Annotated in this window: 15 protein-coding genes; 8 read left to right on the top strand and 7 right to left on the bottom strand. The window is 74.4% G+C overall.

Translation table 11 applies throughout. The features are described 5' to 3' along the window. A partial coding sequence (locus T328_RS27555; RefSeq protein WP_496498888.1) for an AfsR/SARP family transcriptional regulator occupies positions 1-1,572 on the bottom strand: 1,572 nt, incomplete at its 3' end. A gap of 674 nt (positions 1,573-2,246) precedes the next feature. Next, positions 2,247-3,785: a CehA/McbA family metallohydrolase gene (locus tag T328_RS27550; RefSeq protein ID WP_496498893.1), complete on the bottom strand. Its 1,539-nt coding sequence runs from the start codon at positions 3,783-3,785 to the stop codon at positions 2,247-2,249. A 229-nt stretch (positions 3,786-4,014) separates the two neighbouring features. Between T328_RS27550 and T328_RS27545 the strand changes: the two genes are divergently transcribed. The 3 genes from T328_RS27545 to T328_RS27535 all read left to right on the top strand — a co-directional run bounded on the left by T328_RS27545 (position 4,015) and on the right by T328_RS27535 (position 11,641). Further along, positions 4,015-6,792, top strand: coding sequence for a bifunctional FO biosynthesis protein CofGH (locus tag T328_RS27545; RefSeq protein ID WP_496498887.1), 2,778 nt, complete (start codon positions 4,015-4,017; stop codon positions 6,790-6,792). Between the two features lie 159 nt (positions 6,793-6,951). Continuing rightward, the gene (locus T328_RS27540; RefSeq protein WP_496498886.1) at positions 6,952-10,386 is read left to right on the top strand and encodes a tetratricopeptide repeat protein; all 3,435 of its coding nucleotides are present in this window, start codon (positions 6,952-6,954) and stop codon (positions 10,384-10,386) included. 133 nt (positions 10,387-10,519) lie between these two features. Further along, the gene (locus T328_RS27535) at positions 10,520-11,641 is read left to right on the top strand and encodes an ADP-ribosylglycohydrolase family protein (RefSeq protein ID WP_496498885.1); all 1,122 of its coding nucleotides are present in this window, start codon (positions 10,520-10,522) and stop codon (positions 11,639-11,641) included. 196 nt (positions 11,642-11,837) lie between these two features. On the opposite strand, the gene T328_RS27530 is transcribed toward T328_RS27535, so the two are convergent. The 3 genes from T328_RS27530 to T328_RS27520 all read right to left on the bottom strand — a co-directional run bounded on the left by T328_RS27530 (position 11,838) and on the right by T328_RS27520 (position 14,285). After that, positions 11,838-12,047, bottom strand: coding sequence for a DUF397 domain-containing protein (locus T328_RS27530; RefSeq protein ID WP_496498884.1), 210 nt, complete (start codon positions 12,045-12,047; stop codon positions 11,838-11,840). Positions 12,048-12,268: 221 nt separating this feature from the next. Further along, the gene (locus tag T328_RS27525) at positions 12,269-13,126 is read right to left on the bottom strand and encodes a helix-turn-helix domain-containing protein (protein ID WP_496498883.1); all 858 of its coding nucleotides are present in this window, start codon (positions 13,124-13,126) and stop codon (positions 12,269-12,271) included. Between the two features lie 409 nt (positions 13,127-13,535). Next, positions 13,536-14,285: a GOLPH3/VPS74 family protein gene (locus T328_RS27520; RefSeq protein ID WP_281617693.1), complete on the bottom strand. Its 750-nt coding sequence runs from the start codon at positions 14,283-14,285 to the stop codon at positions 13,536-13,538. Positions 14,286-16,514: 2,229 nt separating this feature from the next. Between T328_RS27520 and T328_RS27515 the strand changes: the two genes are divergently transcribed. Together T328_RS27515 and T328_RS27510 are read left to right on the top strand one after the other, a co-directional pair. Next, positions 16,515-18,521: a D-alanyl-D-alanine carboxypeptidase family protein gene (locus tag T328_RS27515; protein ID WP_496498882.1), complete on the top strand. Its 2,007-nt coding sequence runs from the start codon at positions 16,515-16,517 to the stop codon at positions 18,519-18,521. A gap of 81 nt (positions 18,522-18,602) precedes the next feature. Next, a complete protein-coding gene (locus T328_RS27510) occupies positions 18,603-20,885 on the top strand; it encodes a DUF8823 domain-containing protein (RefSeq protein ID WP_496498881.1) in 2,283 nt (760 codons plus the stop codon). 75 nt (positions 20,886-20,960) lie between these two features. Here T328_RS27510 and T328_RS27505 read toward each other — a convergent pair whose 3' ends face one another. After that, positions 20,961-21,584 (bottom strand): TetR/AcrR family transcriptional regulator, encoded by a 624-nt coding sequence (locus tag T328_RS27505; protein WP_496498880.1) that lies wholly within the window; start codon positions 21,582-21,584, stop codon positions 20,961-20,963. 64 nt (positions 21,585-21,648) lie between these two features. Between T328_RS27505 and T328_RS27500 the strand changes: the two genes are divergently transcribed. The 3 genes from T328_RS27500 to T328_RS27490 all read left to right on the top strand — a co-directional run bounded on the left by T328_RS27500 (position 21,649) and on the right by T328_RS27490 (position 24,562). Beyond that, complete coding sequence (locus T328_RS27500) at positions 21,649-22,056, top strand: RidA family protein (protein WP_496498879.1); 408 nt, start codon at positions 21,649-21,651, stop codon at positions 22,054-22,056. A 474-nt stretch (positions 22,057-22,530) separates the two neighbouring features. After that, positions 22,531-22,944 carry a hypothetical protein gene (locus T328_RS27495; protein WP_496498878.1) on the top strand — a complete coding sequence of 138 codons (414 nt, stop codon included), beginning with the start codon at positions 22,531-22,533 and terminating at the stop codon, positions 22,942-22,944. Between the two features lie 382 nt (positions 22,945-23,326). Continuing rightward, positions 23,327-24,562 (top strand): winged helix DNA-binding domain-containing protein, encoded by a 1,236-nt coding sequence (locus T328_RS27490; RefSeq protein ID WP_496498877.1) that lies wholly within the window; start codon positions 23,327-23,329, stop codon positions 24,560-24,562. Between the two features lie 116 nt (positions 24,563-24,678). On the opposite strand, the gene T328_RS27485 is transcribed toward T328_RS27490, so the two are convergent. Beyond that, the gene (locus T328_RS27485) at positions 24,679-25,008 is read right to left on the bottom strand and encodes an integration host factor, actinobacterial type (protein ID WP_496498876.1); all 330 of its coding nucleotides are present in this window, start codon (positions 25,006-25,008) and stop codon (positions 24,679-24,681) included. Positions 25,009-25,425 lie beyond the last annotated feature (417 nt).

The following is a 25,425-nucleotide window of genomic DNA, read 5'->3' as shown; positions in this document are numbered from 1 at the left end:
CTGGCCGTAGCCCAGTTCGAAGGTGGCCTTGACCGCCAGGTCGCCCACGCGCAGCTCGTCCAGGCGGCGGTGTTCGTCCGACAGCTTCCGGGCCAGCACCGACACCGTCCAGGTGCGGCGCGCCGCCAGGCGGGAGGCCGCGATGCGGATGGCCAGCGGCAGGAAACCGCAGGCGGCGACGACGTCCATGGCCGCGTCGCGTTCGAGGTCCACGCGCTCCGCGCCGACGATGCGGGTGAAGAGCAGCAGCGCCTCGTCCGGGGCCATCACGTCGAGGTCGACGTGGTGGGCGCCGGCCAGGTCCGTCATCCTCGTGCGGGAGGTGATCAGCGCCGCGCAGCCCTCGGTGCCGGGGAGGAGGGGGCGGATCTGGGCGGCGTCGCGGGCGTTGTCGAGGAGGGCGAGTATGCGGCGGCCGGCGAGGACCGAGCGGTACAGGGCGGCGCGTTCGTCGACCGGTTCGGGGATGTCCGCGTCCGGGGTGCCCAGGGCGCGGAGGAACGAGCCGAGGACGGCGGCCGGTTCCGCCGGGGACGGGCCCGAGCCCTGGAGGTCCGCGTAGAGCTGGCCGTCGGGGAAGCACTCCCTCGCCGCGTGCGCGACGTGGACCGCGAGCGTGGTCTTGCCGACGCCGCCGATGCCTGAGACCGACGACACCGACATCACCGTGTCCGGCGCGTTCGCCAGCTCCTTGCCCAGCTCCTCCACGACGCCGATGCGTCCCGTGAAGTCCGAGACGGTCGCGGGCAGCTGCGCGGGGCGTACGACCCGGAAGGGGGCGTCGCCCGCCAGGGGTTCGGCCTTCGGCGCGGCCAGTTCCTCGTCGGCCTGGAGGATGCGCTGCTGCAGCTCGGCCAGCTCCGGGCGCGGGTCGACGCCCAGTTCGTCCTGGAGCAGGCGGCGGGTGTCCGCGTACACCGCCAGGGCCTCCGCCTGCCGGCCGCTGCGGTAGAGCGCGAGCATCAGCAGCTCGCGGAACCGTTCCCGCAGCGGGTGGCCCGCGGTCAGCGCGGTCAGCTCCGATACGGCTTCCGCGTGCCGGGCGGCGTCGAGGTCCAGCTCGATGCGGTGTTCCAGCAGGGACAGGCGCAGTTCTTGGAGGCGGTCGCGGTGCCATTCGGCGTACGGGCCGTGGACGCCGGCCAGCGGCTCACCGGTGAACTGCGCGCAGGCGCCCGCGTACAGCTCCCGGGCCTGCGCGAAGTCGCCTTCCGCGGCGGCGGTTTCGGCGGAGCGGGCCAGTTCCTCGGCCGTGGCGATGTCGACCTCGGTGTCGTGGGTCCGGATCGCGTAGCCGCCGGCCTCGCTGACCAGTGCGTCGGCGCCGAGTGTCTTACGGAGCCGGGAGGCGTACGTCCGTAGCGCGGCCAGGGCCCGCTGCGGCGGGTCCTCGCCCCAGATGCCGTCGACCAGTTCCTGCGCCGTGGCGGTGCGGCCGCCGCGCAGGAGCAGCGCCGCGAGCATGGCGCGCTGCTGCGGCGTACCGAGCTGAAGGGACTCCTCGCCGCGCCACGCGCGGACGGGACCGAGCACGGCGAAACGCAGCGCACTCGTCTCGTCTTCGTGGGCCATGGCCGCCCCCTTCCCGGTCCCGGTGATTCCAGATAGCCAAGTCTGCCCTGCCGAGGGTGTTTTAGTCAGCAGCGACAGCGCTCTGGCCGGGCCAATGGCCCAGCAAGTGGACGTTTTTCGGCCTTCAGGAGCACACCCCGCGCAGCGGCGCGACGCATGACCCTCGCTGTGCGCCCCCGGACACGCACCCCGGGTAAGCTGACGCGTCGTCAGGACGGTGCCGCGCGGAGCCCGTGCAGAACACCTTGGCGAAGACGATCACGGCGTACGACCGTAGCGGCCAAACCCGTCGCCTTCGGCAGATCGGCTGAATTCTATATGTCCGGGGGCGGCACTGCCTGTTCGGGCAGTGCCGAAACAGGGGTGTCCGAAACCGGGGTGTGGGGGGCGGGGGTTCGTGTATTGGGCCCGTCCGGCCGTCTACCGGCCGTCCGGCCGTCGAACTCCGGGGCACTGCCCCTCTGACAAGCCGCGCCCTCTGACAAGCCGCGGATTCGGCCGCTTGTCAGAGGGGCCGCCTACCCTTGGGCGGGTGTGCGGGGATGCGTGATGCGACGGGCGTGAAATGCGGGGTCCGCGACATGTGGGGGCCGCGACATGCGACGGGCGCGTCATGCGTGGGCTGCCTCATGCGGGGCTACCTCGTGCGGCGTCTGCCTCATGCGGGGGCTACGTCAGCGGCCCAGCCATATCGGATTCGTCATCGCCGCCATCGCCCCCGGCAGCCCGCTCGCCCCGCCGTCCGCCGCCGGGTGGCGGACCTCAGTGCGGACGAACGCCGCGTACGACGGCGTCGTACGCCACTCCACCGTCCCCGCGCCGTCCGCCAGGGTCGTGGCGTACAGCTGGCCCTCGTCCGTCATGAAGCGGACCTGCGCCTCCGCCGGGCCGCCGGTCACCTTCAGCCGTACCGTCACCCGCGCGTCCGACGCTGCCCGCAGCCGCTCCCCGATGCCCGCGTGTTCGCCCCGCGGGCCCGACGCCGTGAACTCCACGTCCACGTCCGCCGACTCCGCCAGCCAGCTCCGGCCCGCCCGTAGGCCGGCCAGCACCGCCTGCCGGGACAGGTCCTCGGCCAGCACCACCGTCTGCGGCAGGCCCACGACCTGCCCGTCGCGGTGGGCGTCGCTGTTGCCGACCGCCGGCACCCAGTCCGTCCCCCCGTCGCTCCCCCCGCCGGTCCGCCCGCCGCTCCCGCCACGGCCCTCGCCCTCGCCCTCGCGGCCCGCCGTCAGCGCGTTGTCCCACGCCGCCACCGCCAGCTCGTCGTCCGCCGTCCACGGCCCGTTCCACACCTCGACCGCGTCCGCGCCCCCGTAGCCGAACTTCCACTGGCAGCCGACGAACGGGCAGTTGGGGTGCGCCGGCACGACCAGCCCCCCGGCCGCGTGGATCTGCCGCACGTAGCGCGGGTACGCGTCGTCCCGGGCCCGGTAGCGCCAGTCGACGAACACGCCCGGGTCGGTGCCGACGGCCAGGTAGTGCCCGTTGCGCGTCGTGACCTCCTCGCCGCACAGCACCAGCAGGTCGTCGCCCCACAGCCCCTCCCACGCGGCGTGCCCGGAGGAGGTGTTGTGCTCCGTCGTCGCGATGAAGTCCAGCTTCGCCGCCCGCGCCGCCGCCGCGACCTCCGCGGGCGTACGGGCGCCGTCCGAGTGGACGGTGTGCAGATGGCAGTCCCCGCGGTACCACGCCCGGCCGCGCCCCTGCGCCCGCTCCGGCGGGAACCGCGGCGGGGCGGTCTCGCCGGCGGGGCCGTAGCGCAGGGTGATCGTCACCTCGTAGTCGAGCCCCTGCGGGGCGATCGTGTACGGGCCGAGCACCACGTGCCAGCGGCCCGCCCGTACCGGCCCCGGCAGGTACGCGGGCGTCGTCGCCGCCCGGTCCGCGCTGATCGCGAACTCCGTGCGGAAGCCGCCCGACCAGCCGCGGAAGCCGCGCCCGCCCGCGCCCGTGCCGCGCTCGTCGAAGATGCCGATGTCCAGGGCGTTGCCCGTCGTGCCCGCGGGGACCTGGGGGCGGTCGTAGCCGTACGAGACGTGGATCTCGCGCACCCCGCGCGGCACGTCGACCGGCAGGTAGACGAAGTCCGGCGCGCCCGGCTCCAGATGCCCGGTGACGGTACGGCTGTCCTCGGACTCGGACTCGGCGGCGGTGCCGGAGCCGCCTGCGTCGTCTGCCGCGCTCGCGAAGCTCACGGGGGCGAGCGTCATGGCTCCGGCGGTGGCCGCCGAGATCTTTAGCAGGTCGCGTCTGTCCACGGGTGCGGTCCCTTCGCGTGGGTTCGTCGCTGAGACGGTGCTACACGGGTCCTATACGCGGGTGACGCGGAAGGGAACACTGCGGGACGCGTGGTTGCCCCCAGCGTACGGCGCCCGCCTGCACGCCGCGCGAGCGCGCGTCTGACGATCTTCGTCACAGACGACGTCCGACCTGCCTCGTATGCTCGTAAAGATGACCAAGCCGCCCACCCCCGCCCCCACCGCCAACGCCATGCGCCGCGCCCTGAAGCGCGCCCGCGACGGCGTCGCCCTCGACGTCGCCGAGGCCGCCGTGCTGCTCCAGGCCCGCGGCGACGACCTGACCGACCTCTCCGCCTCCGCCGCGCGGGTGCGCGACGCCGGTCTGGCGGCGGCCGGCCGGCCCGGCGTCATCACGTACTCCCGCAGCGTCTTCCTCCCGCTGACCCGGCTGTGCCGCGACCGCTGTCACTACTGCACCTTCGTCACCGTCCCCGGCAAGCTCCGCCGCGACGGACACGGGATGTTCATGTCCCCGGACGAGGTATTGGACGTCGCGCGCCGCGGCGCCGCGCTCGGCTGCAAGGAGGCGCTGTTCACGCTAGGGGACCGCCCCGAGGACCGCTGGCCGGAGGCGCGCGCGTGGCTGGCGGCGCACGGGTACGACGACACGCAGGCGTACGTCCGCGCGATGGCCGTCCGCGTGCTGGAGGAGACCGGCCTCCTGCCCCACCTCAACCCGGGCGTCGTGACCTGGGCCGGCTTCCAGCGGCTCAAGCCGGTGGCCGCGTCCATGGGGATGATGCTGGAGACCACGGCCGAGCGGCTGTGGAGCGAGCCCGGCGGGCCGCACTACGGCTCGCCCGACAAGGAGCCCGCCGTACGGCTGCGGGTGCTTCAGGACGCGGGGCGCTCCTCCGTGCCGTTCACCAGCGGGCTGCTCATCGGCATCGGCGAGACGCCGGCCGAGCGCGCCGAGTCGCTGTTCGCGCTGCGCCGCGTGCAGCGCGCGTACCAGGGGCTGCAGGAGGTCATCGTCCAGAACTTCCGCGCCAAGCCGGACACGGCGATGCGCGGCATGCCGGACGCCGAGCTGGACGACCTCGCCGCCACCGTCGCCGTCACCCGCCTCATCCTGGGGCCGGCGATCGGGGTGCAGGCGCCGCCGAACCTGGTGGACGAGGAGTACGGCAAGCTCATCGCCGCCGGTATCGACGACTGGGGCGGGGTGTCGCCGCTGACGCCGGACCACGTCAACCCGGAGCGGCCGTGGCCGCGGCTGGACGAGCTGGCGGCGCGGTCGGCGGCGGCCGGGTTCGAGTTGCGTGAACGGCTCGCGGTCTACCCGGAGTTCGTGCTGCGCGGCGAGCCGTGGCTGGACCCGCGGGTGCTGCCGCACGTCGCCGCGCTGGCCGACCCGGAGACGGGCCTCGCCCGGGACGTACGGCCGCGGGGGCTGCCGTGGCAGGAGCCGGACGGCGGCTTCGCCGCGAGCGGCCGTACGGACCTGCACCGCACCATCGACACCGAGGGCCGTACGGGTGGCCGGCGCGCCGACTTCGACGCGGTGTACGGCGACTGGGAGGCGCTGCGCGAGACGGCCCGGGAGCTGGCCGAGGAGTCCGACGCCGTGGGCCCTGACGCCACCGGCCGCGACGCCGCGGGCCGCGATGCCGAGGACTCCGACGCCACCGGCCGCGACGCCGAGGGACCTGACGCCGCGGGCGGCGACGCCGCGGGCCGCGCCCTCGCGCACGCCCCCGATGCCCCCGCCCCCGACCGCCTCGCCCCCGACCGCCTCGCCCCCGACCGCCTCGCCCCCGACCTCCGCGCCTCCCTCGCCCGCGCCGCCGACGACCCGACCCGCCTCACCGACGCCCAGGCCCTCGCCCTCCTCCACGCCGACGGCCCCGCCCTCGACGCCCTCTGCGGCATCGCCGACGACCTCCGCCGCGACACCGTCGGCGACGACGTCACGTACATCGTCACCCGCAACATCAACTTCACCAACGTCTGCTACACCGGCTGCCGCTTCTGCGCCTTCGCCCAACGCCGCACCGACGCCGACGCCTACACCCTCTCCCTCGACCAGGTCGCCGACCGCGCCGCGCAGGCGTGGGACGTGGGCGCCGTCGAGGTGTGCATGCAGGGCGGCATCCACCCCGACCTGCCCGGCACGGCGTACTTCGACATCGCCCGCGCCGTGAAGGAGCGGGTGCCGGGCATCCACGTGCACGCGTTCTCGCCCATGGAGGTCATGAACGGCGCCGCCCGCACCGGCATGTCCGTAAGAGACTGGCTGACCGCCGCCCGGGAGGCCGGGCTCGGCTCCATCCCGGGCACGGCCGCCGAGATCCTCGACGACGAGGTGCGCTGGATCCTCACCAAGGGCAAGCTGCCCGCGGCCGACTGGATCGAGGTCGTCACCACGGCGCACGAGCTGGGCCTGAAGTCCTCCTCCACGATGATGTACGGGCACGTCGACCAGCCGCGCCACTGGCTGGGCCACCTGCGCCTGCTGGCGGAGCTGCAGCAGCGCTCCGGCGGCTTCACGGAGTTCGTCACGCTGCCGTTCATCCACACCAACGCGCCGGTCTACCTGGCGGGCATCGCCCGGCCGGGGCCGACGATGCGCGACAACCGCGCCGTCACCGCCATGGCCCGGCTGCTGCTCCACCCGCACATCACCAACATCCAGACCAGCTGGGTCAAGCTCGGCGCGGACGGCGCGGCGCAGATGCTCCGCTCCGGCGCCAACGACCTGGGCGGCACGCTCATGGAGGAGACGATCTCGCGGATGGCCGGCTCGTCGTACGGGTCGTACCGCTCGGTGCAGGACCTCGTCGCGATCGCCGCCGCCGCGGGCCGCCCGGCCCGGCCGCGGACGACGACGTACGGCCCGGTGCCCCAGGAGCGGCGGCGGGCGGCGGAGGCGGCGGACGGGCGGTTGCCGGAGCTGCTGCCGGTGCTGGGGCAGTAGCGGGCGGTACGGACCGGGGGCGCGGCCCGGCGCGTAGGACCTGGCACGCCGCCCAGTGCGTACCGGAACCGGGCGTGGCCCGGCGCGTACGCACCTCGCCCCGGGACCGCCCCGAGGCCGCCCCGACGCTCTAAGCTCGCCCCAGGGGGAGGTGGCACCGTGCCCGAAGTACGTCCGTCCATGCAGGACTTGATCCGCGACCGCCGCCGGTCCGGCTTCGTCGGCCGGCAGCGCGAGATCGCGGCGTTCCGGGACAACTTCCGCTGTCCCCCGGAGGATCCGGCGCACCGCTTTCTCTTCCACATCCACGGCGTCGCCGGCGTCGGCAAGACGTCGCTGCTGCGCCGGCTGCTGCAGCTCGCGGGGGAGCAGGGGGCGCTGACGGCCCAGGTGGACGAGGCGGCGGGCAGCGTGCCCGAGGCGATGGAGGCCATCAGCGCCCAACTCGCCCGCCAGGGCCACCCGCTGAAGAGCTTCGACCGGCTGCTGCAGCGCTACCGCCAGCGGCGCCACGAGGCGGACTCCGTCGTCGCCGCCTTCGACGGCGCGCACGGCCCCCACCCGGCCGCCGGCGCCGCCCCGCCCGCGTTGCCGAACCCGGCCGCCCCGCCGGACGCGGCCACCCCCGCCCCCGTGGCCGCCGCCCCCTCCTCGCCCGCACCCGCCGCCCCCTCGCCCGCCGCCGGCTTCGCCGCCCAGGCGGGCCTGGCCGGCCTCGGCCTCGTACCCGGACTCGGCGCCGTCGCCGGCGCCATGGACCCGCAGCAGGTCGCGCAGAGCCTCGACCGCTGGCGCGCCGCGCTCTCCACCCGGCTGCGCAGCCACGACGACGTTCAACTCGTCCTCTCGCCCCTCCAGGCCCTCACCCCCGCCTTCCTCGACGACCTGCGCGCCGTCGCCGCCGCCGCCCCCTGGATCGCGCTGTTCTTCGACACGTACGAGCGCACCGGCCCGGTCCTCGACGCCTGGCTGTACGACGTCATGACCAGCGACCGCTACGGCGCGCTCCCCGCCAACGTCGTCGTGACCCGCGCCGGGCAGCAGCGCCTCGACCCCGCCCGCTGGCCGGCCGGCGGCTTCGCCGCCGAACTGGAGCTGGAGGTCTTCACCGAGGAGGAGGCCCGCGGGCTCATCGCCGCCAAGGGGATCGCGGACACCGGTGTGGTCGACGAGATCCTGCACCTGTCCGGGCGGCTGCCGGTGCTCACCTCCATGCTCGCCGAGACGCCCCCCGCCGGACCCGGCGGCGGCGACCCGAGCGGCACGGCGGTGGAGCGGTTCCTGAAGTGGGTCGCGGACCCGGTGCAGAAGTCCGCGGCGCTGGCCGCCGCGCTGCCGCCGGCGCTCGACGAGGACGTGTTCCGCGTCGCCGTGGAGCCGGCGGCGGCCGGGCTGTACGGGTGGCTGCGCGCGCTGCCGTTCGTCAGCGACGAGGCGGGCCGGGTGCAGTACCACGGCGTGGTGCGCTCGGCGATGCTGCGGGTGCTGCGCACCCGGTCGCCGCAGCGGTGGCGCGAGCAGCACCGCGCGCTGGCGGCGGCGCACGCCGGCTGGTGCGCGGAGCTGGAGGCGAGCCTGCCGGACGGGGGCGACCCGGCGGAGAAACGTTGGCTGGACGAGCGGTGGTTCGGCCACCGCCGCAACGAGACGTACCACCTGCTGTGCGCCGACCCCCAGGGCGCCCTGCCGCGCGCCCGCCGCGACGCGCTGCAGGCGGCCGACGTCGGCCCGGCCGAGGTCCGGCGGTGGGCGCGGACGCTGGAGCAGGCGGGCGCGGACGCGGACAGCGAGCCGGTACGGGACTGGGGCCAGCGGCTGCTGGCGGCGCTGGGGGAGCACGCGCGGGAGGAAGACGCGCGGGGCGTGGTCGAGGTCTGTACGTTCCTGCTGCGCGAGGCGGAGCTGACGGAACCGGAGCGAGTGCTCGCGTACACGCTGCGCGGCCGGGAGCACCGCAACGGTGACGAACCCGCCGCCAGCGTGGCCGACTTCGACCGGGCGCTGGCGCTGGACCCGGGCTTCACCCGCGCGTACGCGGGCCGCGGCCAGGCGTACGCGCTCCTCGGCCGCTACGCCGAGGCGGAGGCGGACTTCACGCACTGCGTCGCGCACGACCCCGACCGCTCCTGGTCGCTGACCCAGCGCGGCCGGGCCCGCGTCGCCCTGGAGCACTTCGACGACGCGAAGGCCGACCTGGACCGGGCGATCGAGCTGGGCCCCTCCCCGATGACCTGGGCGATGCGCGGCGAGGCACACCGCCTCACCGGCGCCCCGGAGCAGGCGCTCGCCGACTTCGAAAGGGCCGTCGACGCGGCGGACGGCGATTACCCGTACGCCATCGCCAGCCGCGGCCAGTGCCATCAGGCGCTGGGCCGCTCCGAGGAGGCGCTCGCGGATCTGGACCGGGCGCTGGAGATCGATCCGCAGTGGGCGTGGTGCTGGGTCGAACGCGGCGTGCTGCACCAGGACGCCGACCGGCACGAGGCGGCCGTCGCCGACTTCACCCGTGCGCTGGAGCTGTCGTCGGCCTACGACTGGGCGTACGCCAACCGCGGGTACTGCCACCGGCGCCTGTACCGGTTCGAGGAGGCGCTGGCGGATCTGGACCGGGCGCTGGAGATCGACCCGCAGATGCCGTGGTATTGGGCGGAACGCGGGGAGGTGCACCGCCTCTCCGGGCGGATCGAGCAGGCGCTCGCGGACTTCGACCGGGCCGTGGAGTTGGAGGACGACTACGCCTGGGCGATCGCCAGCCGGGGGCAGTGCCTGGTGGAGCTGGGGCGGATCGACGCGGCGCTGGCCGAGTACACCCGGGCGCTGGAGATCGACCCGCGGATGGTGTGGGTGTGGTCGGCGCGCGGCCGGCTGTACCGGCTCGCCGACCGCTTCGACGAGTCGCTCGCGGACTACGCGCGTGCCCTGGAGATCGACGGCACGCTGACCTGGCTGCGGCTCGGCCGGGCCCGCACGCTCAGCCACGTCGGCAGGATCGCGGAGGCCCACGCCGAGCTGGACGTGTGCCTCGCCGCCGGCCCGGACGACGCCGAGGCACTGAGCCTGCGGGGCGAGTTGTTCGTCCTGGAGGAGCGCTGGGAGGAGGCGCTCGCGGTCCTCGCCCAGGCGCTTACGGCGGATCCCGGCCACGAGTCGACACACAACGACCGGGGCGAGACGCTCATGGTGCTCGGGCGGTACGAGGAGGCGGCACCGCACGTCGCGGCGGCCCTCGCGGCCGATCCGGAGGACGGCTTCAACCAGTTCGACGACGCCCTGCTGGCCCGGCTGACGGGCGGCCCGCAGCCCGCCGCGCGCTGGGCGGCGGTGGAGGCGGCGATGCTGGCGGACGCCGTCACCGACGCCGACCGGGCCGAGGCCCGGCTGGCGTGCCGTACCGCCGCCGGGGACTGGGCCGCCGCGGACGCGGCACTGGCGGAGCTGGCGGCCGGGTCGCCGTACTGGAAGCTGCTCGTGGACGTGCGCGCGATGCTCCGCCCGCTCGCCGCCGCCCCGGACGCGGCGGAGGCCGACCGCGCCCGGATCGAGGGATATCTGCGAGTAATCGGTGATTTGCTCCGCGAACTGCCCCGCGCCTGACGCGGATACGTCCTCCGGCCTCTTGGTTTCCCTCGATTACAGTGCTGGGCCAGAACACCTGACGACCGTACGAGAACCGCCACGCACGTCGACCGAGCACGACCTGACCGAACGTCCGGACTGAGGTGGCCGAGTGACGACCGCAGACCGCACCTGGGGCCGCGCCGAGCAACAGGACTTCCGCAGCAGAGTGCGCGGCTGCCTGCTCGGCGGCGCGATAGGCGACGCCCTCGGCGCCGGCGTCGCGGACGCCTCGCTGGCGGAGATACGGGCCGGGCACGGCCCGCAGGGAGTCGCCGACTTCGCCCCGGCCCACGGCCGCCGCGGCGCGGTCACCGCCGACACCCAGATGGCGCTGTTCACCGTCGACGGCCTGATCCGCGCCCAGGTGCGCCGCGACGGCGGCCGGTGGCACCCGCCGACCGACGTGCACGCCGCGCACCGCCGCTGGTACGCCACCCAGAAGGACTGGGGCCCCGACGAGCGCAAGGCCGAGGACGGCTGGCTCGCCCGCGAGGAGTGGCTGTACTCGCAGCGCGGCGCGCCGCGCTCGTGCCTGCGGGGCCTGGCCGACGACCATATGGGCACCCTGCAGCAGCCCCGCAACCCGGAGGCGAAGGACCCGGGGGCCGTGGTGCGTTCCGCGCCGTTCGGGCTGCTGGTCGGCTGGGAGCCGCAGTTGGTCTTCCAGCTCGCCGCCGAGTGCGCCACGCAGACGCACGGCCATCCCACCGGCTATCTGGCGGCGGGCGCGTACGCGGTCGTGGTCCACGGCCTCGCCCGCGGGGACGCCCCGGAGGCGGCGGTGGGGCGGGCGCTGGAGATCCTCGCCGGCCGCCCGGGTCACGAGGAGACCACGGCGGCCGTACGCGCCGCGCTCGACGCCCGCCGGCAGACTCCCACACCCCCCGGCCCCGGCCCGGAGCAGGTGGAGGGGCTGGGCTCGGGGGAGAGCGCCGCGGAGGCCGTCGCCGTCGCCCTGTACTGCGCGCTGGCGGCCACCGACGTACGCCACGGACTGCTGCTCGCCGTCAACCACGGCGGCGCCTCCCCCGCCACCGGCTCCCTCTGCGGCAGCCTCCTCGGCGCGCAGCACGGCGAGACGGCGCTGCCGCCGGCGTGGGTGGCGGAGGTCGAGGGGCGCGGGACGATCCTCCAACTGGCGGACGACTTCGCGCTGGAGATGACGCTCGGCCCGGCGCTGCACGGCGAGGCGGCGCCGAACGAGGCGTGGCTGCGGCGCTACCCCCGCTGACGCCCGGACGGGGGGTCGGAAGGGGGAGGGGCAAGGGGGGAAGGAGAGGCGGAAAAGGCCGAGCCCTCTCGGCCGGGACGGCGAATCAGTCGAGAGGGCTGTCGGTCTTGCGGTACCGCCCGAGCAGTTCTGTTCTGTCAGGCTGTTCCGTCAGGCTGTTCTGTCAGGTCACGGAGTCATCCGGGGTCAACCGTGGTCACTCCGCGCGGATGGTGCCGCCCGCCACCTCGGCCACGAATGCGGCCCACGAGTCGGGGCTGAAGTCCAGGACCGGCCCGTCCGGAACCTTGGAGTCACGCACCGAGACCTGCCCGGGAGCGGTCGAGCGCACCTCGATGCACTCGCCGTTGCCGGCGGAGTACGTGGATTTGGTCCATGCGCCGGTGGCGCCGAGTTCGATTGCCATGTTCTCTCCGGTTTGCTGAAGGACTGAACTTTTTCCCTGCCCCGTCCAGGCCGGAGGAAGTGTCGACACCCCGACCCGACGCCGAGACGCTACCGCTCAACATCACCCCGGGAAGGGGGCTGTCACTCAACCGGATGGTGATAGGCCGACGGCTCTTCCTGGTGTCCCGGTACGGGTGTACTGTGCCTCGGTTTCGGGATACCCGGCAGAGCGCACGATTATCAGCGGGCGTACGTCTTCGCCGCGTCTGCGATGAATTTCCGGGTCTGCTCCGGATTGTGGGCCTGTGCCCGCAGATGCTCGTACATCATGCAGTAGTTGTGGACGTCCTCGCCCTTCTCCAGGTAGAGATCGCTGGTGACGCCCTCCAGATAGATCACGCTGGAGTCGGACTCCTCGGGGAACTCCAGGATCGCGTACTGCCCCGTGACTCCCGGATGCGCGCCCGTCTCGAACGGCAGCACCTGCACGGTGACGTGCGGCAACTCCGACACCGCCAGCAGGTGCTCCAACTGCTCCAGCATGATCTGCCGGTCGCCCACCACGCGCCGCAGCGCGGCCTCGTCGAACACGGCCCACAGCCGCAGCGGCTGCTCCGGCCCTCTTATCCGGTCCTGCCGCCGCATCCGGACCTCGACCCGCTTCTCGACGTCCGCGGCGCTCACCTCCGGTGAACTGCCGGCGATGACGGCCTCCGCGTACGCGCGCGTCTGCAGCAGCCCCGGCACGATGAGCGACTGGTAGATCCGCAGCGAGGCCGCGGCGGTCTCGAAGCCGATGTAAACGCTGTACGGCACGTCCCCGAACTCGTTCCACCAGCCCTGCTGACGTGATTCCCTCGCCATCTGCATCAGCGAGTTGACGATGCGCTCGTCCGCCACCTCGTACACGCCGCACAGGTCGCGTACGTCCCGCGGGCTGATGCTGCGCCGGCCGTTCTCCAGCCGGCTGATCTTCGACTGCGAGACGAGCAGCCGGTCCGCGACCTGTTCGGCCGTCATCTTCTTCTGCTCACGCAGTCTGCGCAGTTCCTGGCCGAGACGGCGTCGCCTGACGGTGGGGTTGACGTTGGACGCCAAGGCAGTTGCACCTCCGGGTGCGTAATCCGCGTACGGACGTATCTCATTACAGGGTGCAGCCTGCCACCGACAGAGCGTGCGCCGCTGCGATCGTCGCGAATTCACCGCAGGGGGCAAAGTATTGGCCCACAATGTGCGCGCGGGCGCGAGCGCGCCGCGCGCGAGAGCGCCGTGCGAGGGGCGCGCGGGCCCGCCGTGGCCGGGCCGCTACCGCCGCCCCCGCCCCGGGCCCGCCGTGGCCGGACCCGGGAACGCACGCAGGACCCCGTCCGGTCGAGGCCACTCGACTGGACAGGGCCCTGCGCTGCGGCTCCCGTTCCCGGTCCGGCCGGCCGCGGCGCCACGCCTCGCCCGTACGCGCACAGGTGCGGGTACGGGGCTCGGCGTCGCTCGCGGCCGTCGGGCGGGCTCAGCGCACCGCGGCCGTCCGGATCATCCCCGCGCGGCGGGACCCCGCGGGAACACCGGCCGGCTGCGCGACCGCCGGCGGACGAGCCGCGGGACGGCTGCCTCCGGGAGTGCGCCGCGGCTGAGCGGTGACGCCGTTCTGCACGTCCATCACGGCGTGCGCCACCAGACCGCCCATCGGGTCGTGCCTGATCAGATCCCGGAGCCGGGAGCGCGCGGAGCGCCCTTCGTTCCCGGGGTAGAGGTGCTTGCCGAGACCGACCGCATGGGCCAGCGCGGCGAGCGCCGCGGTCCGCGGATCCGGCGGTACGCCGGTGCGGATCGCACTGTCCAGCCGGGCACGTATCTCCCGGCTGATGGCGGTGTCTGTCGCCTGATATCGAGTAGTCGGAAGTACCCCGCACATCTGGCTCTCCACGGCATGAACCATGCCGCAGCGCTCCAGATGAGCGAGATACGTCTGGCGCAACCCCAGACGTGGCCCGCCTATCCAGTTGACGGCGCGCACGGGACTGCCCCGGCGGCGCAGCAACTCCAGCGCCGTGTCCAAAGTGGGGTCCCCTGTCGGACGCGGAAGTATCACGGCGATACGATCCCCGTCCGGGGCTATTCGCCCGGCCAGAGCGAGCTCGACGAGCTGTGCTCCTGCCAGGCCGAGGTCGAGCGACTGCGGCTGTGCAGTGGTACCCGTGGCCGGGTCCAGTGCCAGCAGCAGAAGCTCCTCCGGAAGTGTTCTGCGGCTCCTGCCCATCCATGCCTCCCCGCGTGGATGAATGACAGGGTGACGCCTCTCACATTGGTCTGTCGAGAGTGCGTGGGTGCTTTGATCGGGAACCGGTAGGTATGTCGTTCTCGTCTCTCAGATGCGGGCGAGAGACGGCCGTGCCCCCGTAGGGTGGGTTGCCACGCCGTGGTTGACGCGGTTGTGCGGTTGTGACGCAGGAGGAGGAAGTCGGTGGCGGTCGAGTCCCCCGGGAGGCCCGAGGAGCAGCAACCGTCGGGGTCGGCGACCGTGGACGAACGCGATCCGCGTGACTCGCGCGGCGAACACGACCCCCGCCTGGCGTTCGCGTCCCCCACCGACAACGCCCCGGCCACGGCCCCGGTTCCCTCCCAGCCGGCCGAACCGGAGAAGGGCTCGGCTGACGCCGTTGAGGAGGCGAAGGCGGAGGACGTGCCTGCGGCGCGGGATGGCGCCGATGGTGGTGCGGCTGGGGCTGCGGGTGCGGGTGCGGCTTCGGGTGCGGCTGCGCCGGCCCGGTCGCGGCGGAAGACCGGAGGCGGTTCGGCTGCGACGGGCGGGGACCGCAAGTCGGCGGGGTCGTCGTCGGCGGGCGCCGGACAATCCGGGGGGCGGTCGGCGTCCCGCCCGAAGACCGGGAAGGCACCCGAGCCGTCCGAGCCGCGGAGCGACGCACGGAAGGCAGCCGCCGGCACGGCGGATGCCGAGGAAGGCCCGGAGGCCGGTACGGACGCCTCCGTGGCCTCTGACGCGCCGGCGCCCGAGGCGCCGCGGTCGAAGACCAAGGGCGGTGCGGCCGGAGGGCCGAAGACGTCGTCCCGGCCGAAGGCCAAGGCCGCACCCAAGACGGCCGCACCCAAGACGAAGAGCGACGCCACGGCGAAGCCCGCGCGCGACGGCGACGGCGACAAGGCCGCGGGTTCGACCGCCGCCGCGTCGGCGAGCACCGAAGGCGCCGGCGCACGGACCGGGTCCCGCTCGAAGCCCGCGGACGCAACACCCGCCCGGAGCAACGCCGGTGAGTCTGCCGGCGGCGGCGAGCCGGCGAAGCCGTCCGGCGCGGACGGGCCGGAGCGCGGTGGTGGTTCCGGCGTACGGACCGGGTCCCGCTCGAAGCCCGCGGACGCAACGCCCGCCCGGGGCAAGGCCGGTGCGGCTGACGCGGACAGTTCGGCGCGCGGTGGTGGTTCCGGCGCACGGACCGGGTCCCGCTCGAAGCCCGAGGCTGGTACGGCTGCGGGCGGTGGCGAAGCGGCGGAGCCGACGCGCGGCGGTGGTTCCGGCGCGAAGGCGGCGTCGGGGCCGAAGGCCAAGGCCGCGGCGAAGCCCGCGGACGACGGCCGCGAGGCGGGTGAGCCGGCACGGAGCGAGGGCCCGGGGAACGCGGGCGCCGGAGCCGCCGGCGGCGCGACGAAAGCCACGCCCAAGCCCCCGGCCGCACCGCCCCCGTCCCGCCCGAAGGCCGGCGGATCGGCCGCGGCGAGCAAGCGCCGCGAGGCGAGCGGGTCGTCCGACGCCGAGCCGTCGGCGGCGGGTTCAGGCGGTCTCGGCGGAAAGGCGCCACGAGCCGCCGCCGGCGCCGAGGACACCGTGGCACTGGCCGCACCCAAGCCCGACGCCCGAGACACCGACAGCGCGCCCACACCGCCCCCGTCCCGGTCGACCGCCGGCGCGGGCTCGGCACCTCGGCCGCAGACCGCGGACGCGCCTGCGGCGCCCAAGGCCGGTGTGCCTGAGGCGGATGGTGCGGCTGCGCCGCCTGGCGGTTCGACCGCGGTGGACGGCGGACGTAAGGCCGCGGCGTCCGCGTCCCGGCCGGAGGCCGTGGACGCGCCTGCGGCGGGGCGTGGTGCGGCACCGGCCGCGCCCAAGCCCGACGCCCCGGACGCCGGTGACGCGGCTGTGCCGCCCCCGTCCCAGCCGACGGCTGGCGCGGGCTCGGCGGTGCGTGACTACGGTCCCGCCGCGGGCCCGGCGTCCCGGCCGCAGACCGCGGACGCGCATGGTCCGACTGCGGCGGATGGGGGGCGTAAGTCGGCCAGTTCGGCCGGGGCCGCGGGGTCCACGTCGCCGCCGGAGGTCGCCGATACGCCTGCGGCGCGTCGCGGTGCGGCGCCCGCCGCGTCCAAGCCCGACGTCCCCGACACCGACAGCGCGCCCGCCCCGCCCGCGTCCCGGCCGGAGGCCGGGGGTGTGCCTGCGGCGCGGGGTGGCTCCGGTGGTGCGGTTGCGCCTGAGGTGGGACAGAAGGGCTCTGAGGGGGCTCAGGGCGCCTCTCGTGGGGGCCGGGGGGTTCCCGGTGGGTCCGCGGTCTCTGAGGCGGCTGAGGCGGGCAAGGAGGGCGATCGTGCCCGCCGGGCCGGTGACTCCGGGGACGCCGGTGACTCCGGTGACTCCGGCGCTGACGGCTCCGCCGCCGGCGACTCCGACGGCAAGGACTCCGGCGGCAAGGACTCCGCCACCGCCGTCTTCCGCCTCGTCGCCGAGGCCGACGCCGCCAAGGCCGACGGCGACGACCGGCTGCGTGCCGCCGTCGCCGCCTGGGTGACGAACTCCGACTCCCCGGCCCGTACCGACGACGACGAGCCCGGCGACGCCGTGCCGGCCACCGCGCCCGGTGACGTCGAGGACGAGCCCGCCGACGCGGTACCGGACGGCGGCCACGGTGACGACGGCGACGGTGACGGCGGCGACAGCGGCGGTACGCCGCCCCGCGGGCGGCTCGCCGGGCCGCCCGGCAGCACCTTCGTGCCGCTCAAGCCCGACTCCGACCTGCCCCCCAAGCCCGCCGCCCCGCCGCCCCCCGCCGCGCCGCCGGCGCCTCCCGCCGCGCCACCGCCCCCCGCCGCGCCGCCGCCCCCCGCCCCGCCGCCGGCGATCCCTGCGCCGGCCAAGCCCGCCGGCGGGCCCGCCGCGCCGCCCGGGTGGGAGCGGACCCAGCAGCAGCCCCTCCCGCCGTACGAGGAGAAGCGCCCGCTCGACCTGCTCGCCGAGCTGACCAACACCCCGCCCCCGCCCGAGACCCTCACCCGTACCCTCGTACGGCGCGTGAAGATCTGGACGCCGCTGGTCATCCTGCTCGTGATCGCCCTCGGCGTGGTCCAGCTGCTCCGCCCGCTGCCCGCCCCGTCCCTGACCCTCACCGCCGCCCCGTCTTACGCCTTCGAGGGCGGCGCCCCCGAGATGCCCTGGCCCGGCGAGGGCCAGGCGTCGATAGACGTGGCCGGGCTCGGCAGCCTCGGTTCGTACGGGAAGCAGAAGTCCGTTCCGATCGGCAGCGTCGCCAAGGTCATGACCGCGTACATCATCCTGCGCGACCACCCGATGAAGCCCGGCGCCAAGGGCGCGAGCATCCCCGTCGACGACACCGCCGTCGACGAGGCCGCCCTCAGCGCCGAGGGCGAGACGACTGTCGAACTGGACCCGGACTCCAAGCTGAGCCAGAAGGAGGCCATGGAGGCCCTGCTCATCGCCTCCGCGAACAACGTCGCCCGGCTGCTCGCCCGTTGGCACTCGGACGGCGACATGCAGGCGTTCGTGGACGAGATGAACAAGACCGCCGAAGAGCTGGGCATGGAGGGCACCACGTACACCGACCCCAGCGGCCTGAAGGAGACCACGGTCTCCACCGCCGAGGACCAGGTGATCCTCGGCAAGGCGGCGATGAAGGACCCGCTGTTCAAGCAGATCGTCGTCATGTCCGGCTACACCGACAGCCGCGGCGACGACCACGACAACAGCAACGTGATGGTTCCGGTGCACGGCATCGGCATCAAGGTCGGCTCGACCACCAAGGCCGGCGGCAACTTCCTCTTCGCCACCGAGAAGAAGGTCGCGGGGGAGGAGCAGCTGATCGTCGGCGCGGTCCTCGGGCAGTACGCGGTGCCGCAGCTGCCGACCGCCATGGAGTACGGCCGGCAGCTGATGGCGGCGGGCGAAGAGGCGCTCACCGACATGACCGTCGTGAAGAAGGGCGACGTCGTCGGCGAGGTCGACGACGGCCTCGGCGGTACGACGCCGGTGGTGGCGACCGAGGACGTCGTGGCACCGGGCTGGGGCGGGCTGAAGGTCGGCCTGGAACTCGGTCCGGGCCGCACCGGAGAGGTGCCGCACGAGGGTGCGAAGGGTGACGTTGCCGGGGTGCTGACGATGGGCTCCGGGCAGGGAGAAGTGCGCGTGCCGGTGGCGCTGGCGGAGGACTTGGCGGAGCCCGGGGCGGGGGCGAAGCTCAGCAGGCTCGGTTAGCGCCGGGGGGTGTCGTACGCCCGTGCTAGCGTCGCTGGCACCGCCCCCGGGGACGTCAAGGGAAGACGGGGAGTCGTCGCAGTGACCACCGTGCAGCCGGGCCGCGAAGCCGCGGCCGGCAGCCGATCAGCACCGGGAGCCGCCGCCGGAGCCGCCGCCGCGGGCGTGCCCGCGCCCGCGTCCGCGGACCCCGCGGAGGGCCGCGGCCCGGGCCCGGAGCGCGCTCCCGGGGCGGCGGGCGGGGACGCCGACGGCGACAATACGGACGTGAGACGGGACAACGACGGCCCAGGCGCCGTACGCGACGGCGACGGCGCACGCGACGGCGACGGCGCACGCGACGGCGCACGCGACGGCGACGCACCCGACGGTGCACCCGACGGCGCCGGCCCACGCGCCGGTCACGCCGCCGCCGGTGCGCGCGCCACCGCCGGGGCCGGCCCGGCCACCGCCCCCGACGGCCCCGCGGCGGACCTCGGCGGCACGGTCCGTACCGCCGCACCGGCCGCCGCCGACGACCCCGCCGCCGGCCGGGCCGCCGCCCTCCGCCCCTCCCTCGCCGACCGGCTGCTCTCCGGCCGACCCGACTGGCTCCTCGCCCGGATCCGCTGGCTCGCCCAGCGCCCCGTGCTCACCACGCTCGTCGCCGCCGGCGTCCTGCACATCCTGTGGCTGCTGCTCCTCGCCAACGAGGGCGGCGACCTGGCGGCGCAGGACGCCTGGGCCGAGTTCGCCGGCCGGCACCCGTCCACGGCGTACAACTTCGCCTGGTACGGCGGCATGCACCCCGTCTCGTACAGCGTCATCTCGCCGTACCTGATGGCCGTCCTCGGGGTGCGCACGACGATGATGCTCGCCGGCACGCTCTCCGCCGGCGTGCTGGCGCTGATCCTCGCCCGCTGCCGGCAGGTGCCGCGCCCGCTGGTGCCGTCGCTGTGGGGCGCCCTGGCGCTCCTGGGCAACGCGGCCTCCGGCCGGGTCACGTTCGGGCTGGGGCTGCTCTTCGGACTGGTCGCGATCGCGCTGGTCTTCCCCGGGGACCGCGACGACGAGGACGGCGTGGCCGGCGGGGCCGGCGGCGGGAAGGGCCGGCGGCGCGTGGGCGGCTGGCGGGGGACCGCGGTCGTGATGTCCACCATGCTGGCGACGGCGGCGAGCCCGGTGGCCGGGCTGTTCGTCGGTCTGGTCGCCGCCGTGCTGTTCCTGCAGAAGCGGCGCACCGAGGCGTATCTGCTCGGGCTGGCGCCGCCGGTGGTGGTGGCGCTGTCCAGCTGGCTGTTCCCGTTCCAGGGGACGCAGCCGATGCCGTGGATCTCCGCGGTGGCGCCCATGATCACCGCCGCGCTGATCTGGCTGATGGCGCCGGAGTCGTGGCGCACGGTCCGCTTCGGCGCCGCGCTCTACTTCTTCGGCACGCTCGCCGCCTGGGTCATCCCCTCGCCGATCGGCAGCAACATCGAGCGGCTGGCGCTGATCTTCGGCGGTACGGTGCTGCTGGTCATCGCGCAGACGGGGACGCGGGCCGCCGCGCCGCGGGTGCTGCGTTCGGTGACGGCGGCATATCTGGCGTTCGCGGCGATCACCGTATGGGTGGTCGTCAAGCCCGTCGTCGACCTCGTACTGACCAGCCCGGACGCGGCCTGGACGCGCGAGCTGGCGCCGCTGGTGGACCAGTTGCGGCAGGTGGACGCGGAGTCGGGCCGGGTCGAGGTGGTGCCGGTGCGCAGCCACCGGGAGGCGTCCGCCCTGCAGCCGTACGTGAGCCTGGCCCGCGGCTGGAACCGGCAGGCGGATCTGGACCGGCACGAGATCTTCTACGACGGCAGCCTGACCCCGAAGACGTACCACGCCTGGCTGAAGAACTGGGCGGTGCGGTACGTGGTGCTCCCGGTGGAGGACCGGCCGGACACCGGGGCGCACGAGGAGGCGAAGATCGTCGCCAAGGGCCAGCCGTACCTGACGGAGATCTGGGCGGACGCGAACTGGCGGCTGTTCCGGGTGAACGACCCCACGCCGCTGGTCGAGGCGCCCGCGGAGGTGCGGCGGGCCGACGAGGGCGAGCTGGTCATCGACGTGAAGTACGCCGGTCCCGTGCTGGTGCGGGTGCCGTTCTCGCCGTGGCTCGGGCTCGTCGACGAGGAGGGCGAGGGCGTCGAGCCGCCGAAGGTGCTGGACGGCGACGGCTCGGACGACGCGGAGGTCGACGGGGTCCGGGAGTGGTCGGAGAGCGGGCAGCTGTACGTGAACCTGCAGGGCTGTGTGACGAAGGCCGGCGACTGGACCCGGCTGCACGCCCCGCGCCCCGGCACGTACCGCATCTCCGCCCCGTACCAGCTGCCCCGCGGCACGCACTGCCCGGACTAGGTGTTCCGTCCGCTAGGCGATCTGTCCGCTAGGTGATCTGTCTCCGCTGGGTGATCTGTCCGGGGCGGCGCCCGGTCACGGGGCCGCCGCCGGCAGCTCTGCCCAGCCGCGCGCGACCGACGCGCGGCACCGGTCCGGCTCGTCGCCCGCGGCCGTGAACAGGGCCGCCAGCATGGGAACGCCGTGGGCCAGCGCCGCGTACGGCAGGGGCCCCGCGGCGACGAGCGACGCGAGCCCGTGGCCGATCGCCCAGCTCTGCGTCGCCAGCTCCAGCGGGTCGGTCCCGGCGGCGAAGCGCCCGTCGGCCGTGGCCCGTTCGACGGTGCGGACGAGGCTGTGCAGGGTCTCGTCGGCGGCGCCGGGGTCTTCGAGGTCGAAGCCCGCGTCGAACATGATGCGGTAGAGATCGGGGCTCTCCACCGCGTTGACCAGGTACGCGGCGCCCAGCGCGGCGAGGTCGCGCACCGCGTCCGCGGTCGGTGCGACGGCCGCCAGCCGCGCGGCCAGCCGGCCGAAGCCCTCCTGCCGCAGCGCCCGCCACAGCCCGTCGAGGCCGCCGAAGTAGGTGTAGACGGCCATCGTGGAGACGCCCGTGCCGGCGACCAGCGTGCGGAGCGTGACGGGGTCTCTCGTACGGAGCATGTGTGCGGCCCGTTCGAGCAACAGGGAACGCACCGCCGGGTCCTTCGTCCGCGCCATGACCGGCACTATACATAACGCTGTTATGTATAGTGCCCGGGACGTGCGAGGAAAGGGGACGTTCATGTCCGTGACGCTGGTCAATCCCGAGGGGCTGCCGAAGCCCGAGGTCTACCGGCAGTTGTCGGTCGCCACCGGATCGAGGCTGGTCTTCCTCGCCGGCCAGGTCGCCCGCGACGCCGACGGCGCGCCCGTGGGCGAGGGCGACTTGGCCGCCCAGGTCGAGCAGAGCTACCTCAACGTCGCCACCGCGCTGGCGGCGGTCGGCGGCTCCTTCGACGACGTGGCGAAGCTGACCGTGTACGTCGTCGACTGGAGCCCCGAGAAGATGCCGCTGCTGGGCGAGGGGGTGAACCGGGCGGCGGCGCGGCTCGGCGTCGACCCGGTCAAGCCGATCACCCTGCTGGGGGTCGCGGCCCTGGGGGAGCCGGACCTGCTGGTCGAGGTCGAGGCGACAGCGGTTCTGGAGTAGCGGCGGCGAGCCGCGGCCGACGGCGGCCGGGATGCCGGGCCACCGTGCGCCAGCGAGCCGCCGTCAGCGACAGCCGCTGTGCGGCCGGCCGCTGATCGCCGAGCACCTGCGGTTGCGTACGGGAGGTCTGGCCGGCGTGCCGCAGCGTCTCGGCAGCGGGCGCCAGCAGCGCCGGGTCCGGCACCGGCGGGAGTTCCACCAGCCACACGCCATCGGCGAACGCCTCCTCGGCCCGCGCCGCTGCCCCCGTGCGCCGACCGTGACTCCAGTGTGCTGCTGGGGACGTCGGCCCGGGGTGATTCCGCGGAAACGACCGTGTGCGGGTGGGGCCGGTGGTGGGGAGCCGGATGGACCGGGGGCGTCGAGGAGAGGACGTCGCGCCAATCCGAGTCAGTTTCTATAAAGGTTTCGTGCAGGGGTGTATGACATGTTGCTGCGGACCTGATTCCGGCGAACGATTTCTTGGGAGGAAGAATGAAGCACAAGAGGCTCAAACTGGGGGGCGTTGCGGTTACGGCCTGCATACTTCCGCTCGTATTCTCCTCGTCGGCACTGGCTGACAGTTGGACGGGCGACATCAACGGCCCCGGTGGTGGCGCAGCGGGTACGGCTTCGATCAACGCGTCTGGCGACGCAAAGATCAACATGGTTACCATCGACTCGAAGAAAGACGGTTTCTGTGCCCAGCTGCGCGTGATATACGATCTTCCGCTCTTTCCCGACCGGAGTTACGACGGCCCCAAGGCCTGCGGGTTCCAGGTGGGTAAGAACTGGAAGGAGACGATCTCGGATTCCAGCACGGTCCGGGGGATCAAGCTGCAAATGTGCAGGGTCCACTCCGATGGTTCGGACCGGCACTGTGAGACCAAGAAGTACGTTGACGTGTGATCTCCCGCCGGAGGTTCGTGGCGAAGGCGCGCGCCGGGGCATGCGGTCTGTCCGGTTGTCCGGGATGTGAGGGGTGCGACATCGGAGTCCCGGCCGGGAGAGGAGGCGACGTCGTCGACGTGACCGGCGACTTGCGCGAAGCCTGCGCCGCAGCGGCCGATCATCTCCGCGAGGACGACCGTCGACGATCCGGATTTTCGAGGTCGCCGACCTCGGTGTCCTCGCCGCTCACCTGCGCGACGACGTCCGAGGAGGGTGACGGCCAGGGTCTCGCACCGGCGGCGGTCGCTGTCGGGGGCGGGGTTGCGGACGGCAGCTGACCGGAAGCAGCTCTACGGTCGGATGACCCGGACGGACCGGCGACGGCGAGGAGAGACGGCGGATGGGCAGACGGACGATGACGTGGGGCGAGGCCAGCGCGAGGCGGCTGGCGCGCAGCGGGCTGACGACGCCGGTCCCGCAGGAGGGCGGCGCGGGTACGGGCTTCGCGGAGGCGCCCGGCACCCCCGCGCCCGGCACCCCCGCCGCCGTCCTCCGCACCCTCTGCGGCGCCCAGGCCCAGGTCCTCTCCGCCGCCGAACTCTCCGTCGGCATGCGCCTCGCCGGCGCCACCCGCGCCGACGTACGCCGTGCGCTGTGGGACGACCGCACCGTCGTCAAGACCTTCGGCCCCCGCGGCACCATCCACCTCCTCCCCGCCGCCGACCTGCCCCTGTGGACCGGCGCCCTCGGCGCGCTCCCCGCCGGCTCCGGCAACGGCGGCGGCACCCTCGGCCTGCTCACCCCCGGCCAGGCCGACGCCGTCGTCGCCGCCGCGGCCGACGCCCTCGCCGACGCGGAGCTGACGGTCGACGAGCTGACCGACGCCATCGCCGAGCGCGCCGGTTCGTGGGCGGCGGACCCGGTGATGGAGGCGTTTCAGTCGAAGTGGCCGCGCTGGCGGGCGGCCACCGCGCTGGCCGCGCACCGCGGCGCCCTGTGCTTCGGCCCGAACCGCGGCCGGAAGGTCACGTACACGAGCCCGCAGCGCTGGCTGCCGGGCTTCGCCCCCGCGCCGCCGGACGCGGCGCTCGCCGCGCTCGTACGCCGCTACCTGCACGCCTACGGCCCCGCCACCCCGCAGGACTTCGCCCGCTGGCTGGCTGCCCCGACCGGCTGGGCCCGGGACCTGTTCGCGGCGCGGGCGGCGGCCGGCGAGATCGAGCCGGTGGAGCTGGCGGGGGTGCCGTCGTGGGTGGTGGCGGGAGACCTGGAGGGCCCGGTGGTGCCGGCGGAGTCCGCCGAGCAGGTGCGCGGGGTGCGGCTGCTGCCGTACTTCGACGCGTACGCCATCGCCTGCCGCCCCCGCGAACTGCTCTTCCCTGGCCGGGCCTACGAGCGCGCCCTCACCGGCGGCCAGGCGGGCAACTTCCCGGTGCTGCTGGTCGACGGCGAGGCCGCCGGCGTCTGGCACCAGCGCCGCTCGGGCCGCCGGATCGCCGTGACCGTCGAGCCGCTCGACCGGCTGCCGGCGGCGCGCAGGCGGGCGCTGGAGGCGGAGGTGGCGCGACTGGGGGAGATCATGGAGGGCCGGGCGGAACTGACCGTGGGCCCGGTGACGGTGGGCCCCCACGCGTAGCGCCGCGGGCGGCGGCCCAGGGTGGGTGGTGTCCCTTTTCGTGGTGTAGCCGATGGGGCCCCACTCCGCGCCCGGCCCCCGGCGGGAGGCCGCCCGCACCCCGCCCCCTGACGGAGTCAGCTCCGTACCGCCGCGCCGATCAGCTCCCGCTGACCCGGCGCGAGGCTGCGCAGGCTGCGGCTGTCCGACAGCCCCAGCCGCGCCATCAGCTTCGCCGTCTGCGCCGGCCCCACCCCCGGCAGCGCCAGGAGGAAGTCCTTGGCCAGCATGTCCCCGGCCAGGGCGTCCCGCGCCGCCCGCTCCAGCGCCTGCACGCAGTCCACCTCCCCGTTCTTGATCGCCCGGACGAGCGCGGTCCGGGCCCGCTGGGCCTCAAGTGCCTGGTCCAAGGCCCGCGCACACTCCACCGGACTGCGCTGTCCCGGGATCTTCTTCATCGGCCCCATGCGCACTACTCCCCTCTAGCTACTGCGACTTGAGGAGAACAGTAGCCGGAGTATCCGGATTTGATCCGCCATTTGAGTGTGTGTCGCTAAAGTCAGTTGTGCTGAAAAGCAACCGACTTGGGTGTTAAGTTGCGATGTCCGACGGTCTGCTGTACGTATCCACGGCTCCGCCGAATGGCTGACCGGCGCCCCCGTCCCGCCCCGGCCGTACCGCGCCGTTCCGCGTCCGTACCGGCCCCGCCCGGGCTCTGCGTCCCGGCGGCCCGTTCCGCCCCCGCCGTCGCCCGCGCGGTCGCCCCCGCCCGCCCCGGTGAGCCCCCGCGCTCCGGTGAGCCCCCCCGCGAACCCCGGCCGCGCCCCAGGCGCCCCGGACACCCGCACCCGAATTCACCCGAAAGGAAAAACCGGCCCCCCGCG

The sequence above is a fragment of the Streptomyces sp. CNX435 genome (assembly GCF_059570575.1).
The sequence above is the reverse complement of the archived record's forward strand: the minus strand, read 5'-3'. Positions and strand labels throughout refer to the sequence as shown.

Coding starts and splice junctions, on each gene's coding strand:
- T328_RS27550 (WP_496498893.1), bottom strand. CDS start 3,785: ATGACGCTCGCCCCCGTGAGCTTCGCGAGCGCGGCAGACGACGCAGGC.
- T328_RS27545 (WP_496498887.1), top strand. CDS start 4,015: ATGCTCGTAAAGATGACCAAGCCGCCCACCCCCGCCCCCACCGCCAAC.
- T328_RS27530 (WP_496498884.1), bottom strand. CDS start 12,047: ATGGCAATCGAACTCGGCGCCACCGGCGCATGGACCAAATCCACGTAC.
- T328_RS27520 (WP_281617693.1), bottom strand. CDS start 14,285: ATGGGCAGGAGCCGCAGAACACTTCCGGAGGAGCTTCTGCTGCTGGCA.
- T328_RS27505 (WP_496498880.1), bottom strand. CDS start 21,584: ATGGCGCGGACGAAGGACCCGGCGGTGCGTTCCCTGTTGCTCGAACGG.
- T328_RS27500 (WP_496498879.1), top strand. CDS start 21,649: ATGTCCGTGACGCTGGTCAATCCCGAGGGGCTGCCGAAGCCCGAGGTC.
- T328_RS27495 (WP_496498878.1), top strand. CDS start 22,531: ATGAAGCACAAGAGGCTCAAACTGGGGGGCGTTGCGGTTACGGCCTGC.
- T328_RS27490 (WP_496498877.1), top strand. CDS start 23,327: ATGGGCAGACGGACGATGACGTGGGGCGAGGCCAGCGCGAGGCGGCTG.
- T328_RS27485 (WP_496498876.1), bottom strand. CDS start 25,008: ATGGGGCCGATGAAGAAGATCCCGGGACAGCGCAGTCCGGTGGAGTGT.